1 protein-coding gene is annotated in these 982 nt (G+C 66.8%); it reads left to right on the top strand.

Features of this window, described 5'->3' with window-relative positions:
* Nucleotides 1-61 precede the first annotated feature (61 nt).
* A complete protein-coding gene (locus tag ACYVMZ_RS39330; protein ID WP_461088113.1) occupies nucleotides 62-958 on the top strand; it encodes an IS982 family transposase in 897 nt (298 codons plus the stop codon).
* The last annotated feature ends 24 nt before the right edge of the window (nucleotides 959-982 follow it).

Genomic DNA, 982 nt, shown 5'->3' with positions numbered 1-982 from the left:
CTAGACGAGTAGTTCCGAATGCGGGGTTCTCAGCCGTGGGGAGGGTGTCCAACATCGGGTTGTGACGACCGAGTTAGACACCCTCTTGACCGCACTGTACGTGCACATCGACGACCGCTTGAAGACCCCGCGGTGGCGTGGGCGACCGCCCCGGCTGACCGACGCGGAACTGCTGACGCTGGCCGTGGCCCAGGCGATCCTGGGCTTCCATTGCGAGGCCCGCTGGCTGCGCTTCGCCCACGCCCACCTGCACCCTCTGTTCCCTTACCTGCCTCAGCGTCCGGCCTACAACAAGCGCCTGCGAGCCGCTCTGCCCCTGGTCAAACGGGCCATCCGATCGCTGGCGGCCGACACCGATCTATGGCTGGACGATGTGTGGATCGTGGACTCCACCCCGGTCGAGTGCGCCCGCTCCCGCGAGACCGTCAAACGCTCCGACCTGGCCGGCTGGGCCAACTACGGCTACTGCCGCTCCCACTCCCGCTTCTACTGGGGCCTGAAACTGCACCTGGTGTGCACCCCGGCCGGACTGCCCGTCACCTGGGCCCTGGCCGACCCCAAGATCGACGAACGGCAGGTCCTGGCCGCCCTGATCGACAACGAACCTCATCTGGCAGCCACCCGGCCGGGCCTGCTGATCCTGGCGGACAAGGGTTACATCGCCGCCGAACTCGACCACTTCCTCGCCGCACGCGGCGTCAGCCTGCTGCGGCCCTCCTACCGCAACCGCGGCACCCCACGACCGGGAGAAGCCCTGCTCAAGACGGTTCGGCAGTTGATCGAGTCGGTGAACGACACCCTCAAAGGCCAGCTCGACCTGGAACAGCACGGCGGCCGCACCATCGAAGGCGTCGGCGTCCGGGTGGCCCAGCGGATCCTGGCGATGACCTGTGCGATGTGGCACAACCGCACCATCGGCGCACCCATCACCAGGTCACTGATCGCTTACGACCACTGAGCCACATCGGAACTACTCGTCTAG

The organism is Streptomyces deserti, from assembly GCF_054782695.1.
Note: the sequence above shows the minus strand (reverse complement) of the source record. Positions and strands in the feature narration are given on the sequence as shown.